The organism is Aeromicrobium sp. CTD01-1L150 (assembly GCF_041951745.1).
Taxonomy (GTDB): Bacteria; Actinomycetota; Actinomycetes; order Propionibacteriales; family Nocardioidaceae; genus Aeromicrobium.
Window position 1 is genome coordinate 1,594,193 of sequence record NZ_CP169555.1, and the last position, 14,367, is coordinate 1,608,559.

Sequence of the window (14,367 nt, forward strand, 5' to 3'; positions counted from 1 at the left end):
GTGTGAGCCGCCACCTGGTCGCCGTCCTCGACTACGGCTCCGGCAACGTCCGCTCCGTGGTGCGCGCGGTGGAGCGCACCGGGGCCGACGTCGTGCTGACCGCAGATCCGACCACCGCGGAGACGGCCGACGGGCTGCTCGTGCCCGGGGTCGGTGCGTTCGAGGCCTGCATGCGTGGGCTGCGCGCCGTCGACGGCGTCCGGCTGATCGAGCGTCGGCTCATCGCAGGAAGCCCGGTGCTGGGCATCTGTGTCGGCATGCAGATCCTGTTCTCCGAGGGCATCGAGCACGGGGTGCGGACCGAGGGCTGCGGGGAGTGGCCGGGGACCGTCGAGCGGCTGCAGGCACCCGTCGTGCCACACATGGGCTGGAACACGGTCGAGCCGCCCGAGGGGTCGCGGATGTTCGCCGGGCTGTCCGACGAGCACTTCTACTTCGTGCACTCCTACGGGGTACGCACCTGGCCGATCCACGAGGCGGGACCGCTCTCGACGCCGCAGGTCACCTGGACCGAGCACGGTGGCGATCGCTTCGTGGCCGCGGTCGAGCACGGGCCGCTGTGGGCCACCCAGTTCCACCCCGAGAAGTCTGCCGATGCCGGACGGCAGCTGCTGCAGAACTGGCTCGCCACGCTCTGAGCCGTCCCCTGGTTCCCATGCGGTCCTGGGACCCAAGGTCGTCGGTCTCTGTGCCGCCGAATGACGGCGCGGGTTGCTCAGGCACCGATCACCGGGGTCGGGCCGACGCGCGGGGTGGACTGAGCGTCGGTAGAGTCTCGCGCGTGACTCTGGAGCTGCTTCCCGCTGTCGACGTCGCCGATGGACAGGCCGTGCGCCTGGTCCAGGGCGAGCTCGGCAGCGAGACCACGTACGGATCGCCTCTCGACGCTGCGCTGCAGTGGCAGAGCGACGGCGCCGAGTGGATTCACCTCGTCGACCTCGATGCTGCCTTCGGCAAGGGCTCCAACGCAGAGCTCCTGGCTGACGTCGTGGGCCGGCTCGACGTCCAGGTCGAGCTCTCCGGCGGCATCCGTGACGACGCCTCGCTGGAGGCGGCGCTCGCCACTGGTTGTCGTCGGGTCAACCTCGGCACCGCCGCTCTGGAGAACCCCGAGTGGTGTGCCCGGGTGGTGGCCCGGCACGGCGACCAGATCGCCGTCGGTCTCGACGTCCGTGGCCGCACTCTCGCAGCGCGCGGCTGGACGCAGGACGGCGGTGACCTCTTCGAGGTGCTGGAGCGGCTGGAGCGTGACGGCTGCGCCCGCTACGTCGTCACCGACGTCACCAAGGACGGCACGCTGCAGGGGCCCAACCTGGACCTGCTGCGCCAGGTGTGTGAGTTCACCCCCAAGCCTGTCGTGGCCTCCGGAGGCGTCTCCAGCCTCGACGACCTGCGCGCCATCGCCTCGCTCGCCCGCCCCGGCGGGGGTTCCGGGCCTGAGGCGGCAGAGGCCTCCGGCGTCGAGGGCGCGATCGTCGGCAAGGCGCTCTACGCCGGCGCGTTCACCCTCCCCGAGGCGCTCTCCGCGGTCGCCGAGGGCTGATCGTGGCCGGCGGCAGGGAGCTCGGCCGCCGGGACGTCTGGGCCGGGTTCAGCTCCGATCCCCGCAGTCCGGCCGCTGCCGAGCTCCGTGCCAACGACGCCGACCGGGACCTCGTCCTGGAGGTCTTGGCGGCGGCCTACGCCGACGGTCGTCTGGACCGCCAGGAGTACGACGAGCGCTGCGACGTCGCACTGGAGCTGCGGCGCCTCGGCGTCGTCCGCGACCTCATCTCCGACCTGGTCGCGCTGCCGGCCGTTCGCGGCAGCTGGCAGGACGTGCGGGAGGAGGCTGCCGCGCGTCACGACCGTGAGGTCCGCGGCGCGCGGAGGGGGTTCGTCGTCGTGAACGTCGCGTGCATCGGCATCTGGTGCGCGACGGCGCTGGCGATCGGCCCGCACTTCTTCTGGCCGGTCTTCCCGCTGGTCGGCATGGGCATCGCGTGGGTGGCGACCCGCGTGAGCAAGCAGTCCCGCCTGGAGGACCTGGAGGCACAGATCCTGCAGCAGCGTCGGCGCGACCGTGGCCAGGGGCAGGCCTGAGCGCGGCCCACGCGCCTGCCAACACCGGTTGGGCCCGAGGACGTCGGTGCCGGTCGGTAGGCTCACCGGGTGAGTGTCGCGGTTCGTGTCATCCCTTGCCTGGACGTCGACGCCGGCCGGGTGGTCAAGGGCGTCAACTTCGTCGATCTCGTCGACGCCGGTGACCCGGTCGAGATGGCTCGTGTCTACGACGCCGCCGGTGCCGACGAGCTGACCTTCCTGGACATCACGGCGTCCTCGGGCAGCCGGGAGACCACCTATGAGGTCGTCTCCAGCACGGCCGAGGAGGTCTTCATCCCGCTCACCGTCGGGGGAGGGGTGCGCACGGTCGAGGACGTCGACCGCCTCCTGCGCGCCGGTGCGGACAAGGTGGGCATCAACACCGCGGCGATCGACCGGCCGGAGGTCCTCGCCGAGATCGCCCACCGATTCGGCAACCAGGTGCTCGTGCTCAGCGTCGACGCTCGTCGCAGTGCCGAGACGTCCAGCGGCTTCGAGGTCACGACGCACGGTGGTCGCCGGTCCGCCGGGCTCGACGCCGTGCAGTGGGTCCGGCGGGCCGACGAGCTGGGCGTCGGGGAGGTCCTGCTCAACTCCATGGACGCCGATGGCACGAGGGACGGGTACGACCTGGAAATGATTCGGGCGGTCCGTGACGTTACACAGGTGCCGCTCATTGCCAGCGGTGGTGCCGGACGGCTGGAGCACTTCGCCCCTGCTGTGGACGCCGGCGCCGACGCAGTGCTTGCCGCGAGTGTCTTCCACTTCGGGGAGCTGAGGATCGAACAGGTGAAAGAGACCTTGCGAGCAGCTGGACACGATGTCAGGTAGGACGACACTGCGCCCCACCCTGGACGACGGCGCTGGCGGGGTTCCTGAGGGGCTCGTCGAGGAGCCGGCCGACACCGCGGACCTGGGCTCGGCCGAACCTGACCGGATCATGCGTCGGGGTTTCGGCCTGCTCGGCCGGGGCATCGGCGAGCAACGCTGGTTGTTCTCCCTGTCGGTCGTGGGCAGCGTGCTCTTCGGCGCCATGACGGTGGCAGACGCCTGGGTCCTCGGATGGGCCACCGACAACGTGATCCGGCCGTCGTTCGAGCGTGGCGAGGTGCTCCAGGGAGCGCTGTGGGCAGCCGTGGGGATGTTCATGCTGGTGGCGATGCTGCGAGCGCTCGGCGTCATCGGGCGACGGCTCATCGGCGGGATCGTCTACTACCGGCTGGTCGCCACGTACCGACGCAAGGTCACGCGCAAGTACCTCGTGCTGCCCATGTCGTGGCACCACCGGCACCCCACCGGCCAGCTGTTGTCCAACGCCAACGCCGACGTCGAGGCGGCGTGGGCGGTCTTCATGCCGCTGCCGATGGCCGTGGGTGTCATCGCGATGCTCGCCGCGGCGCTGGTGGCGATGATCGAGGCCGACCTGGTGCTGACCCTCGTCGGGCTGGTGGTCTTCCCGGCCCTGTTCGGCATCAACGTCTTCTACCAGCGCTGGCTCTCGCCCAAGGTGGCACGGGCCCAGTCGTTGCGCGGCGACCTCAGCGCCGTCGCGCACGAGTCGTTCGACGGCGCCATGGTCGTGAAGTCCCTCGGTCGGGAGGCTGATGAGACCGAGCGGTTCGCCCGGGCCACCGAGGAGCTGCGCGACGCCAACATCCAGGTGGGCCGGATCCGCAGCATCTTCGATCCTCTCCTGGAGGCCCTGCCCAACCTCGGCATCCTGCTGGTCATCGTGCTCGGCGTGGGCCGGGTCGCGTCGGGGGCCGCTGAGCCGGGCGACGTCGTCCAGGTGGCGTACCTGTTCACCGTGGTCGCCTTCCCGGTGCGAGCGATCGGGTGGGTGCTCGGTGAGCTGCCGCGCAGCGTCGTGGGCTGGGACCGGGTCGACAATGTGCTTAGCACCCGGGGCCAGATGGTCTACGGCGACGGCATGGTGCCCGGCTCGGGCGCGGTCGACCTGCGGCTGCGCGGTGTCACGCACCGTTTCGGTGCCCCCGGCGGGGCAGTGGAGCAGAGCGGAAGTCCCGACCACGTGCTCGACGGGCTCGACCTCGACGTGCCGGCGGGCACGGTGACGGCTCTCGTCGGAGCCACGGGCAGCGGCAAGAGCACGGTCACCACACTGCTGTCGCGCCTGGTCGATCCCACGAGTGGGACGGTCGAGCTGGACGGCATCGACCTGCGCGACCTCACGCACGACGCCGTGGCCCAGACGGTCGCGGTGGTGCCGCAGGGCACGTTCCTGTTCGACGACTCCGTGCGTGAGAACGTGTCGTTGGGTGCGGACGTGTCCGACGACGACATCTGGCAGGCGTTGCGCCTGGTGCAGGCCGACGGGTTCGTGGCGGCGTTGGACCGCGGGCTGGACACCCAGCTGGGCGAGCGTGGCACCACGCTGTCCGGCGGCCAGCGTCAGCGGCTCGCGTTGGCGCGCGCCCTCGTGCGTCGCCCTCGGCTGCTCGTCATGGACGACGCGACCAGTGCGGTCGACCCGGAGGTCGAGCAGCGCATCCTGCGTGCCCTGGCCGAGCGCACCAGCGGAGGGGACGGCCCCACCGTGGTCGTGGTGGCCTACCGCAAGGCCACGATCGCGCTGGCCGACGAGGTGGTGCTGCTCGAGGAGGGACGGATCGTGGAGCGTGGGACACACACCGAGCTGCTCGCCCGTTCGCACACGTACCGCGACCTCGTGGACGCCTACGACCAGGCGAGGAAGTCATGACCGGCGCCGAGCCGAGCCTGCCGGGCGTGACGACCCTGCGTGAGACCGGCACCACGATCGTGCGACGCGGCCTGGCGCTCTCCCCGGCCATCAAGGAGGGCCTGTGGTTCACGGTGCTGCTGGCCGTGGTCAGCACCATCGGTGGCGCCGTGGTGCCCATCGTCATCCAGCGCACGATCGACGCCGGGCTGGGGGAGGGCGGCAGCACGTCGTTCGGTGACGTGGCGGGCGCGCTCTGGCTGGCGCTCGCCCTCGTCCTGCTCACCGGTCTGGTGGCGTACTGGATGCGTGTGCGACTGTTCGTGGCCAGCGAGCGCGGACTCGCCGAGCTGCGTGTCACCGCCTTCCGTCACGTCCACGACCTCTCGATGCTCACGCAGAACGCCGAGCGTCGAGGTGTGCTCGTCTCGCGCGTGACGTCGGACATCGACCAGGTCTCGATCTTCCTGCAGATGACCGGGATCATGATCGTCCTCAGCCTCGGGCAGATGGTCGTCGCCACCGTCGTCATGGCCTTCTACAGCTGGCAGCTGACCCTCGTGGTGTGGCTGTGCTTCCTGCCGCTGGCCGTGAGCCTGAAGTACTTCGCCTCCCGGCTCAGCCGCGCCTACGACACGGTGCGACGCACGGTCGGCGAGATGCTGGCCGTCGTCGCCGAGCCGGTCGTCGGAGCGTCGGTGGTGCGGGCACACGCCATCGAGCAGCGCACCCAGCGTCGGGTCGACGGCGGGATCGACGGCAACCTGCAGGCCAACGTCCGCGCCCAGAAGCTGGTGGCGGTCACCTTCGCGTCGGCCGGTCTGGCCGGCGGCCTGGCCAATGCCGCAGCGGTCGCCGCCGGTGTGGTCCTCGGGGTCGCGGGCGGACTCTCCATGGGCACCGTCATCGCGTTCGCCTTCCTCGTGGGGCTGCTCGTCGGACCGGCGCAGATGGCCACCCAGGTACTCACCGAGGCCCAGAACGCCATCGCGTCGTGGCGCCGCGTCATCGAGCTGCTGGACACGCCGGCCGACGTCCTCGACCCGGGCGCGAGCGGCGTCCGGCTGCCCGATGAGGTGCTGGGGGCCCGGTTCGAGCACGTCGGCTTCGCCTACCCGGGCGGGCCGCCGGTCCTGAGCGACGTCGACCTGGTCATCGAACCGCGCCAGCGGGTGGCCGTGGTGGGGGAGACGGGGTCGGGCAAGACGACGTTCGCCAAGCTCCTCACCCGGCTCATGGACCCCACCACGGGGACGGTGCGCCTGGGAGAGACCGACATCGCCTCGGTCGCCTTCGACGAGCTGCGCCGCCACGTCCTCATGGTGCCGCAGGAGGGGTTCCTGTTCGATGCCACGTTGCGCGACAACCTGCGGTACGGCCGTGACGGGGCCACCGACGCCGAGCTCCTCGCCACCGTCGCCGACCTCGGTCTCGTCGACTGGTTCGCCTCGCTGCCGGCGGGGCTGGACACCAGTGTGGGGCAGCGTGGCGAGTCGTTGTCGGCGGGGGAGCGTCAGCTGGTGGCGCTGGTCCGCTCGGCCCTGGCCGATCCGGACTTCCTGGTGCTGGACGAGGCCACGAGCGCCGTCGACCCGCAGACCGAGCTGCGGACCACCAGGGCCCTGGAACGGCTGCTCGACGGCCGCACCAGCGTCACGATCGCGCACCGGCTGACGACGGCGGAGAACGCGGACCGCGTGCTCGTCTTCGACGCGGGCCGGCTGGTGGAGGACGGCACCCATGACGAGCTCGTCGGTGCCGGGGGTGTCTACTCGCGCCTGCACGCCAGCTGGGTGGCTCAGGCCTCCCTGAACCTTCCGGAGTGAGGGCGCTCGTCGCGGTGAGGACTCTGGTGTCGCCTGAGAGGATGGACCCGTGAGTGCACTCGACCCCGCCATCGCCTCCAGGCTCAGTCGCACCGCCGACGGCTTGGTGCCGGCCGTGGTGCAGGACGCCACCTCCCGGGCCGTGCTGATGATGGCCTGGATGGACGATGAGGCACTGCACCGCACCCTCACGACGGGTCGCGGCACGTACTGGAGCCGCAGCCGGGGTGAGCTGTGGGTCAAGGGGGAGACGTCCGGTAACGTCCAGCACGTCCGGGAGGTCCGGCTGGACTGTGACGGCGACACCCTCCTCGTCCTGGTCGACCAGAGCGGGCCGGCCTGCCACACCGGCGCCGACACCTGCTTCGAGCGCGACCGGCTGCTGTGAACGCCCGACGCCTCTACGGGCCGGTCGTCCTGGCGATCCTCGCGGCCGGTGGGGCCGTCGTGCTCACGGCCTCGCGCCCATGGGGCACGGCCACGGTGCGCGGCACCGGGGTGCCGCAGGATGCCGTCACCGCGTCGGGGAACCAGGCTGTGCCGGTCGTCGCGGCGCTCGGGGTGGTGATCGTCACCGCAGCGTTGGCCGTCCTCGCCACCCGTGGCCGGTGGCGGCGTGCCGTGGGCGGTCTCGTCGTGCTGCTGGGGCTCACCACGGCGGTTCTGGCGGCGAGTGCTCAGGGAGCGACGCTGGACGCCCTCGACCGACTGGTGGCGGAGTCGCCGTCGTTCACCGGGACCAACCATCCCGAGGACGTCGCGGTGACGTGGTGGCGTTGCCTGACCGTCCTGTCCGGTGTCGTCGCGGCGACGCTCGGGGTCCTCGTGGTGCGGTGGGCGGCTGCCTGGCCCGTCATGGGGGGGCGCTACGACGCGCCGGGACGGGCGCGTGGCGATCAGGCGGTGGACGCCGACGAGGATCTCTGGAAGGCACTCGATGACGGCCGCGACCCCACCGAGTAGGCTGCTGCCCACACCCGTACCGCCCTTTGTTGAGGAGCAGCACCCCATGTCGCACGGATCGTCGAAGGCTTCCTGGACCGCCGTCCTGCTCTGCCTGGCCGGCATCACCATCGGTGGCGTGGCGTTGATCCCCAACCCGAACTGGGTGCTGTTCACGATCGGCACCGTCCTGGCCCTGGCCTCCGGCCCCGTGGGCATGGTCATGGCAGCGGCCGGGCTCGGCCTGGATCGTCCCGGCGAGCAGGCTCCCGGCGACGAGCATCACAGCGTCGTCGCCGAGAGCTGACCGTCCGGTCGGTGGTCACGCCATGACGTCCTCGGCTCCCGCTCCGGGCGTCCTCACGCACCGGCGCCGTGCCGAGCTGCTGCTTGCGCCGGGTCTCATGGCGTTCGCAGCCGGGTCCGCCGTGCTGGCGTTGGCGCTGCGTGATCCCCACCAGGAAGGGTCGTGGGGGTTCTGCCCGTTCCTGATGCTGACCGGTCAGCCGTGCCCCGGATGCGGTGGGCTGCGTGCCGTCAACAACCTCACCCAGCTCGACGTCCCGGCGGCGGTCTCCAGCAACGCGTTCGTCGTGGTCGCGATGGCAGCGGTCGCCCTCGCGTGGGTGGCCTGGGTGGTGCGCCGTTGGCGCGGGGACGCCGGCGGCATGCTGCGTCTCAACGGCCGCGTGGCTGCCGTCCTGCTGGTGGCGTTCCTGCTGTTCGGCATCGTCAGGCTCACCCCGTGGGGCGCCGGACTCGCCCCTTAGCCACAGCACAGAGAAGGGCCGGCGAGCAGCTGCTCGCCGGCCCTTGCTGGTGCCTCCCTCAGAACGTGGTGTCGGTGCTTCCGGAGAAGGAGAGGTCGACCACGCCGGCGGCCAGGAGGATGCCGTAGATGACGCTCCATGCGACGGCGATGATGCCGAGGATGAGACCGGCGGTGGCCATGCCGCCGCCGGTCTGACGACCACCGGACTCGGCGATCTCACGCTTGCCGATGACGGACAGGATGATCGCCGGGATGCCGAGCAGGATGCCGCAGCACAGCAGGCCGACGATGCCCAGGATCATCGACCACAGGGCCTTCTTGTTGGTCTGGGGAGCGGCGCCGAAGTCACCGCCGCCCGGCGGGGGCGGCGGGTAGCTTCCGTCACCCGGGGGCGGCGGGACCGAGCCGTAGGACGGCAGGTCCGAACCATTGCCCGGCTGCTGGGGGTCTTGAGGGTCGCCCGGGGGCGGAGTGTTCGATGTCATGGCCACGACCCTAGTGAGAATCTGCTGAGAAGGCACCCCTGGGTCCGGCGTGTCCGGGCAGGTCTACCCTTGGGAGTCAGCAGACCCGCACGGCTGAGTCGAGGGAGGGCACCCATGGGCGAGCGTCAGCGAGTGAACGGGCGAGGCGCCATGTGCTCGCGGTCGTGTGCTTCGTCTTCTGAGGGCGTGAGTGCAGCATGACCGTGCTCGACGACATCATCGAAGGTGTGCAGGCCGATCTCGCGGTCCGGATGGCTGAGCGACCGCTGGAGGACCTCAAGGAGGCCGCCCAGCGCCAGGATCCGGCGCTGGACCCGATGCCCGCCTTCCGCGCGGACGGTGTCAGCGTCATCGCGGAGGTCAAGCGGGCCAGTCCCAGCAAGGGCGCACTGGCCTCCATCAAGGACCCGGCTGCCCTCGCGGAGAACTACGCCGACGGTGGCGCGGCCGCGATCAGCGTCCTCACCGAGCAGCGACGCTTCGGCGGGACGCTGGCCGACCTGGGGGCGGTGCGCGCTCGCGTCGACGTCCCCGTCCTGCGCAAGGACTTCATCACCACCTCCTACCAGCTGTGGGAGGCACGGGCTGCCGGTGCCGACATGGCGCTGCTCATCGTGGCCGCACTGCAGCAGGATGCCCTGGTGAGCCTGGTCGAGCGTGCCCGGTCGATCGGTCTCACGCCACTGGTGGAGGTGCACGACGAGCCCGAGGTGCTGCGCGCCCTCGACGCAGGAGCGGACCTGGTTGGGGTCAACGCCCGTAACCTCAAGACCCTTGAGGTCGACCGCACGACGTTCGAACGGCTCGTCCCGGCCATGCCCTCCGGGGTGGTCACGGTGGCTGAGTCCGGCGTCCGGGGACCGCACGACGTCATCGAGTACGGCCGACTGGGTGCCGGTGTCGTGCTCGTCGGCGAGACCTTGGTCCGTGGCGACGACCCGCGGGCCACGGTGGCCGATCTCGTGGCCGCTGGTTCCCACCCGGCCCTGCAGCACCGGGGCTGACGTGCGACGGATCGATCTGCGCACCCGCACGGCGGCGCGATGGTGACGATCCCGTGTCCTCTGATCGTTCCTGACCGTCCCGCACCCCGAGGTCCGCTGTGATGTCTCCCCAGCCGTACGCCCAGCCTGACGCCACGGGCCACTTCGGCCGTTTTTTCGGTGGCCGCTTCATGCCTGAGGCACTCGTCGCCCCACTGGACGAGCTCGCCGAGGCGTGGGCCGACGCTCGTCAGGACCCCACGTTCAACGCTGAGCTTGATCGCATGTTCGGTGAGTACGCGAACGTCCCGAGCCCGTTGTACGAGGCGACCAGGTTCTCCGAGCAGGTCGGTGCCCGTGTGCTGCTCAAGCGTGAGGACCTCAACCACACCGGCGCGCACAAGATCCGCAACGTGCTGGGGCAGGCGTTGCTCGCCAAGCGCATCGGCAAGCCACGGGCCATCGCCGAGACCGGCGCGGGCCAGCACGGTGTCGCCTCGGCCACCGCGTGCGCCTATCTCGACCTGGACTGCACGGTCTACATGGGAGAGGTGGACACCGAGCGTCAAGCGCTCAACGTCGCTCGCATGCGGATGCTGGGTGCCGAGGTGGTGCCCGTGCGCTCGGGCAGCCGCACGCTGAAGGACGCCATCAACGAGGCGCTGCGCGACTGGGTGGCCAGCGTCGACCACACGTCCTACCTGTTCGGCACCGCGGCCGGGCCGCACCCGTTCCCCCTGATGGTGCGTGATCTCACCCGCGGCATCGGCGACGAGGCGCGCGCCCAGTGCCTGGAGCTGACCGGGGCACTGCCCGACGCTGCCATCGCCTGCGTCGGCGGCGGATCCAACGCCATCGGATTGTTCACTGCCTTCATCGACGACGCCGACGTCCGCCTCCTGGGAGTGGAGGCCGGGGGTGACGGTGTGCAGACCGCGCGCCACGCCGCCACCATCACCGGCGGCGACGTCGGTGTGCTGCACGGCGCGCGTTCCTACCTGCTGCAGGACGAGGACGGTCAGACGGTGGAGTCGCACTCCATCTCCGCCGGTCTGGACTACCCGGGCGTCGGGCCCGAGCACTCCCACCTCGCGCACATCGGGCGCGCCCAGTACGTCCCCGCCACCGACGCCGAGGCCATGGCGGCCTTCGAGCTGCTGTGCCGCACCGAGGGCATCATCCCTGCCATCGAGTCGGCGCACGCGCTCGCCGGCGCGGTGGCGTTGGCCCGAGAGGTCGGGCCTGAGGCGACACTGCTGGTCAACCTCTCCGGCCGGGGCGACAAGGACGTCCACACGGCTGCGGAGTACTTCGGGCTGCTGGACGAGGACGGGCAGGAGCGGACGTGAGCGCGATCGACGAGCTGTTCGAGCGGACCCGCGCCGAGAACCGCGCCGCACTGGTGGGCTACCTGCCCGCCGGCTTCCCCGACCTCGAGACGTCCAAGGCGGCGATCGCCGCGATGATCGACGGCGGCGTCGACCTCGTGGAGGTCGGACTCCCGTACAGCGATCCGGTCATGGACGGCCCGACGGTCCAGGCGGCGGCCGACCAGGCCCTCACGGCGGGCTTTCGGGTGCGTGACGTCCTCGACGTGGTCGGGGCGACGGCGGCCACCGGCACGCCCACCGTCGTCATGACCTACTGGAACCCCGTCGAGCGCTACGGCGTCGACCGCTTCGCCGCCGACCTGGCCGCCGCCGGGGGAGCCGGGCTGATCACGCCCGACCTGATCCCCGACGAGGGCGCGGAGTGGGACGCCGCCTCGCGTACCCATGGCCTGGACCGCATCTACCTGGTCTCGCCGTCCTCCACCGAAGCTCGGTTGGCGATGACCTCGCAGGCGGCCAGCGGCTTCGTGTACGCCACCGCCGTCATGGGCGTCACCGGGCAGCGCGAGCAGACCAGCTCGCTCGCACCGACGCTCGTCGCCCGCCTGCGCGAGGTCACTGACAAGCCGGTCGGTGTGGGCCTGGGTGTCAGCAACGGTGAGCAGGCGCACGAGGTGGCGCAGTTCGCCGACGCGGTCATCGTGGGCTCGGCCATCGTGCGTCGGATGCTCGATGCCGCATCGACACAGGAGGGCATCGGCTCCGTGCACGACCTGGCCCGCGAGCTCCGTGCCGGGGTGGAGCGCTCATGACCGGTCTCGTCGCATCCATCCCGAGCCCCGAGACCGGTGTGCTGTACCTCGGTCCACTGCCGCTGCGGGCGTACGCGTTCGGGATCATCATCGGCGCGTTGCTGGCGATCTGGATCGCCGAGCGACGCTACGTCGCCCGGGGCGGACGCAAGGGCGCCGTGGGCGACGTCTCCATCTGGGCGATCCCGTTCGGCATCGTCGGTGCGCGGATCTACCACGTCATCACGTCCCCGGAGCTGTACTTCGGTGAGGGCCGCAACGCCGTGGAGGCGTTCTACATCTGGAACGGCGGGCTCGGCATCTGGGGCGCGGTGGCAGGTGGTGCGCTCGGTGCGTACATCGCCTGCCGGCGCTACGGGGTGCGTTTCAGTGAGTTCGCTGACGCCCTCGCGCCGGGTCTGTTGGTGGCGCAGGCCGTCGGCCGGCTTGGCAACTGGTTCAACCAGGAGCTGTTCGGACGGCCCACGGACCTGCCGTGGGGTCTGGAGATCGACCCCGTCCATCGTCCGAGTGGGTTCGAGCAGTTCGAGACGTTCCATCCGACGTTCCTGTACGAGATGATCTGGAATCTCGCGGCTGCGGCGCTCATCGTCGCCGTGGACCGTCGCTTCCGGCTCACGCACGGACGGGCGTTCTGGCTCTACGTCATGCTCTACACCGCGGGTCGGGTCTGGATCGAGGCGTTGCGCATCGATACCGCCAACCTGATCGGACCGTTCCGGCTGAACGTGTGGACGTCGATCCTCGTCTTCGCCCTCGGTGCGTTCATGCTCTGGTGGACCACTCGCCGCAGCAGGCAGGACCGAGAATCGGCAAGCGTGCAGGGCGATATCTCCGCTGATGCGGCCGAGGTGGCTGAGGCCGACGATGCCGAGGACGATCGGACCTGAGGTCTCATGGTCTCCATCGGTGGTTGCGTTGCCAGATGCGATGGCCGGGCGGCTTCCACTCGATGTGACCGTCGTCGGGATTCACGCGGCCGGACCAGTGTTGTTCGTGGACGCGATGGTGGTGGAAGGTGCACAGCAGTGCGCCGTCGGTGATGTCGGTGACGCCGCTGACGGAGTGCGGGGTGAGGTGGTGGGCCTCGCACCAGCGGGAGTCCCGGTCGCAGCCGGGTGCGGTGCAGCCGCCGTCGCGCTTCTCCATGGCGCGGCGGGAGCTGCGATTGAAGTATCGGGTGGGGGTGCCCAGGTCCAGCGGGAGTGACGTGCCGCCGAGGACCATGGGCAGGATGCCGGCCGTGCAGGCCATGCGCCGTGCTTCGCCGGCGGAGACGCGGGTGCCGTCGGACAGCTGTGCGGCCTTGAGCCCACCCATCAGCGTCTCGTAGTCGAGGTTGACGGTGACGACGGCACTGACGCCGCCGTTGCTGGGCAGCTGGTCGGCTGGGAGAAGTCCGACGAGGGTGGTGAAGGCGTGGCCGAGGCGTTGCGGGTAGCTCTCCCCGAAGCCGGTCTCGGTGTGCCGTCCCTGCGCGTCGTCGTGCCCGACCTGCTGGTGGGGCGCGGCGAGGGCGTCGAGGGCTGTCTTGAGCATGGTGGCGGCGGCCTCACCGATGACGAACCGTCCGGAGTGAGTGCCGTCGTGGTTGTCCCACAGGGAGAAACGCGTCCTGGCCCGGGCGCGATGCTCGCGGGCGCGCAGCAGGGCGTCCTCGTCGGCGTCGACGTCGTCGGTGTTCTCGCGGTAGACGTCGGTGAGCCGGTCGGTACGGCGTCGCAGGTCCTTGACGCTGAGCTTCTCGGCGTCCTTGAGCAGGGTGCGTTCGGCGAGATCGCGCTGCTCGGCCGTGGCGGAGCCCGGCAGGGCGGCGAGGCCGCGGGAGATGACATCGGCCTGGCGGGTGGAGATGCGACCCTCGGCGAGGGACTGCTGGGTGTGGGTGGTCTGCTCCTGGATGCGCCGGGCGGTGCGCACGAGCGCATCGCCCGCGCCACGGTCTCCACCGAAGTCACGGGACAGCAGGTCTCCGGTGGAGGTGGCGCCGCAGTGCCTGGCAGTGCCGGCCTCCTCGAGCACGCGGGCCGCAGCCATGGTGTGGGCGGTGATGCGGGACTGTGCCCGTGACAGCCGCGCCGTCAGGCTGCGCACCTCCTGGGGCTCCAACCCGGCCCAGGCCTCGGGGGAGAGGGCATCGAGCGCCTGCTCGATCCGCTGCACGCACGCCGGCACCGGGTGTGGTGCCAGTGCCTCGACGCTCATGCGGTCCCCGATCAGTAGGACTCCAGTCTGGCAGAAGAATCATGATTACGCAAGAGTGTTCGAAAGAAATCTTCGTCAAGCCTGCTTGGTCACGAGCCGGTTGGGCCACCACGCCCCGATCGAACGGATCGACGTGCCTGCCCGTTTCCCCGACCCCCGGCCCGCGTGTAAACTCACCATGCTGACTTGGGCCAACGTCGTCCCGAGCGGAACGCCATCGGCGTTCCC

The 14,367-nt window shown here is 70.7% G+C and carries 16 protein-coding genes; 14 read left to right on the forward strand and 2 right to left on the reverse strand.

The window, feature by feature from the left end; genetic code table 11:
* Positions 1 to 2: 2 nt before the first annotated feature.
* From hisH to ACEVFP_RS07940, 10 genes are all read left to right on the forward strand, one after another.
* Positions 3 to 638 carry an imidazole glycerol phosphate synthase subunit HisH gene (gene hisH / locus ACEVFP_RS07895; protein WP_375003162.1) on the forward strand — a complete coding sequence of 212 codons (636 nt, stop codon included), beginning with the start codon at positions 3 to 5 and terminating at the stop codon, positions 636 to 638.
* Between the two features lie 143 nt (positions 639 to 781).
* Positions 782 to 1,543: a bifunctional 1-(5-phosphoribosyl)-5-((5-phosphoribosylamino)methylideneamino)imidazole-4-carboxamide isomerase/phosphoribosylanthranilate isomerase PriA gene (gene priA / locus ACEVFP_RS07900; protein WP_375003163.1), complete on the forward strand. Its 762-nt coding sequence runs from the start codon at positions 782 to 784 to the stop codon at positions 1,541 to 1,543.
* Between the two features lie 2 nt (positions 1,544 to 1,545).
* Positions 1,546 to 2,082, forward strand: a complete 537-nt coding sequence (locus ACEVFP_RS07905) for a DUF1707 domain-containing protein (protein WP_375003165.1) — start codon at positions 1,546 to 1,548, stop codon at positions 2,080 to 2,082.
* A 69-nt stretch (positions 2,083 to 2,151) separates the two neighbouring features.
* Positions 2,152 to 2,913, forward strand: coding sequence for an imidazole glycerol phosphate synthase subunit HisF (gene hisF / locus ACEVFP_RS07910; RefSeq protein WP_375003166.1), 762 nt, complete (start codon positions 2,152 to 2,154; stop codon positions 2,911 to 2,913).
* Positions 2,903 to 4,804, forward strand: a complete 1,902-nt coding sequence (locus tag ACEVFP_RS07915) for an ABC transporter ATP-binding protein (RefSeq protein ID WP_375003168.1) — start codon at positions 2,903 to 2,905, stop codon at positions 4,802 to 4,804. The genes hisF and ACEVFP_RS07915 overlap by 11 nt, the downstream gene beginning before the upstream one ends.
* Entirely contained in the window at positions 4,801 to 6,609 is a 1,809-nt protein-coding gene (locus ACEVFP_RS07920; protein WP_375003169.1) for an ABC transporter ATP-binding protein, read from the forward strand. Before ACEVFP_RS07915 ends, ACEVFP_RS07920 begins: the two co-directional genes overlap by 4 nt.
* A 49-nt stretch (positions 6,610 to 6,658) precedes the next feature.
* On the forward strand, positions 6,659 to 6,997 hold the full coding sequence (hisI, locus tag ACEVFP_RS07925; RefSeq protein ID WP_375003171.1) for a phosphoribosyl-AMP cyclohydrolase: 339 nt from the start codon (positions 6,659 to 6,661) through the stop codon (positions 6,995 to 6,997).
* The gene (locus ACEVFP_RS07930) at positions 6,994 to 7,572 is read left to right on the forward strand and encodes a Trp biosynthesis-associated membrane protein (RefSeq protein WP_375003173.1); all 579 of its coding nucleotides are present in this window, start codon (positions 6,994 to 6,996) and stop codon (positions 7,570 to 7,572) included. Before hisI ends, ACEVFP_RS07930 begins: the two co-directional genes overlap by 4 nt.
* 46 nt (positions 7,573 to 7,618) lie before the next feature.
* Entirely contained in the window at positions 7,619 to 7,858 is a 240-nt protein-coding gene (locus ACEVFP_RS07935; protein WP_375003174.1) for an HGxxPAAW family protein, read from the forward strand.
* A 22-nt stretch (positions 7,859 to 7,880) separates the two neighbouring features.
* Positions 7,881 to 8,321, forward strand: a complete 441-nt coding sequence (locus ACEVFP_RS07940) for a DUF2752 domain-containing protein (protein ID WP_375003176.1) — start codon at positions 7,881 to 7,883, stop codon at positions 8,319 to 8,321.
* 58 nt (positions 8,322 to 8,379) lie between these two features.
* Here ACEVFP_RS07940 and ACEVFP_RS07945 read toward each other — a convergent pair whose 3' ends face one another.
* Complete coding sequence (locus ACEVFP_RS07945) at positions 8,380 to 8,808, reverse strand: DUF4190 domain-containing protein (protein WP_375003178.1); 429 nt, start codon at positions 8,806 to 8,808, stop codon at positions 8,380 to 8,382.
* Positions 8,809 to 9,005: 197 nt separating this feature from the next.
* Between ACEVFP_RS07945 and trpC the strand changes: the two genes are divergently transcribed.
* The 4 genes from trpC (at position 9,006) to lgt (ending at position 12,824) form a co-directional block, all read left to right on the forward strand.
* On the forward strand, positions 9,006 to 9,812 hold the full coding sequence (gene trpC / locus ACEVFP_RS07950) for an indole-3-glycerol phosphate synthase TrpC (protein ID WP_375003179.1): 807 nt from the start codon (positions 9,006 to 9,008) through the stop codon (positions 9,810 to 9,812).
* A gap of 101 nt (positions 9,813 to 9,913) precedes the next feature.
* Positions 9,914 to 11,140: a tryptophan synthase subunit beta gene (gene trpB, locus ACEVFP_RS07955; RefSeq protein WP_375003181.1), complete on the forward strand. Its 1,227-nt coding sequence runs from the start codon at positions 9,914 to 9,916 to the stop codon at positions 11,138 to 11,140.
* Positions 11,137 to 11,934 (forward strand): tryptophan synthase subunit alpha, encoded by a 798-nt coding sequence (gene trpA, locus ACEVFP_RS07960; RefSeq protein ID WP_375003182.1) that lies wholly within the window; start codon positions 11,137 to 11,139, stop codon positions 11,932 to 11,934. Before trpB ends, trpA begins: the two co-directional genes overlap by 4 nt.
* On the forward strand, positions 11,931 to 12,824 hold the full coding sequence (gene lgt / locus ACEVFP_RS07965; RefSeq protein WP_375003183.1) for a prolipoprotein diacylglyceryl transferase: 894 nt from the start codon (positions 11,931 to 11,933) through the stop codon (positions 12,822 to 12,824). Before trpA ends, lgt begins: the two co-directional genes overlap by 4 nt.
* Positions 12,825 to 12,828: 4 nt before the next feature.
* Here lgt and ACEVFP_RS07970 read toward each other — a convergent pair whose 3' ends face one another.
* Positions 12,829 to 14,139: a DUF222 domain-containing protein gene (locus tag ACEVFP_RS07970; RefSeq protein ID WP_375003185.1), complete on the reverse strand. Its 1,311-nt coding sequence runs from the start codon at positions 14,137 to 14,139 to the stop codon at positions 12,829 to 12,831.
* Positions 14,140 to 14,367 lie beyond the last annotated feature (228 nt).